This is a genomic window from Leucobacter faecis (assembly GCF_054456695.2).
This window is the reverse complement of the sequence record NZ_JBTJER020000030.1, coordinates 1-825: the sequence shown is the minus strand read 5'-3', so window position 1 is coordinate 825 and position 825 is coordinate 1. Positions and strand designations below refer to the sequence as shown.

Here is an 825-nt window from a genome sequence, read left to right as displayed (position 1 = left end):
TAAGCATTGGTTTGCTTAGCACTATCAGTTAGGTCTTTGACGGTTTACCGCCGGTACGGGAATATCAACCCGTTGTCCATCGACTACGCCTGTCGGCCTCGCCTTAGGTCCCGACTTACCCAGGGAAGATTAGCTTGACCCTGGAACCCTTGGTCTTCCGGAGGACGGGTTTCTCACCCGTCTTTCGCTACTCATGCCTGCATTCTCACTCGTGTAGCATCCACGACTGGATCACTCCGCCGCTTCACTCGCCACACGACGCTCTCCTACCCATCCAACGGACTGAACCACGAAGGCTTGTCTATACGTTAAATGCCACAACTTCGGTGGCGTGCTTGAGCCCCGTTACATTGTCGGCGCGGAATCACTTGACCAGTGAGCTATTACGCACTCTTTCAAGGGTGGCTGCTTCTAAGCCAACCTCCTGGTTGTCACAGCAACTCCACATCCTTTTCCACTTAGCACGCGCTTTGGGACCTTAGATGGTGATCTGGGTTGTTTCCCTCTCGACTATGAAGCTTATCCCCCACAGTCTCACTGCTGCGCTCTCACTTACCGGCATTCGGAGTTTAGCTGACGTCAGTAACCTTGTAGGGCCCATCGGCCATCCAGTAGCTCTACCTCCGGCAAGAAACACGCAACGCTGCACCTAAATGCATTTCGGAGAGAACCAGCTATCACGAAGTTTGATTGGCCTTTCACCCCTATCCACAGCTCATCCCCTCAGTTTTCAACCTAAGTGGGTTCGGCCCTCCACGCGCTCTTACACACGCTTCAGCCTGGCCATGGATAGATCACTTCGCTTCGGGTCTAGGACATGCGACT

Annotated in this window: 1 rRNA gene; it reads right to left on the bottom strand. The window is 53.7% G+C overall.

What is annotated here, in order from left to right:
- Nucleotides 1-825, bottom strand: a 23S ribosomal RNA gene (locus ACXR2W_RS14130); the annotation flags it as partial.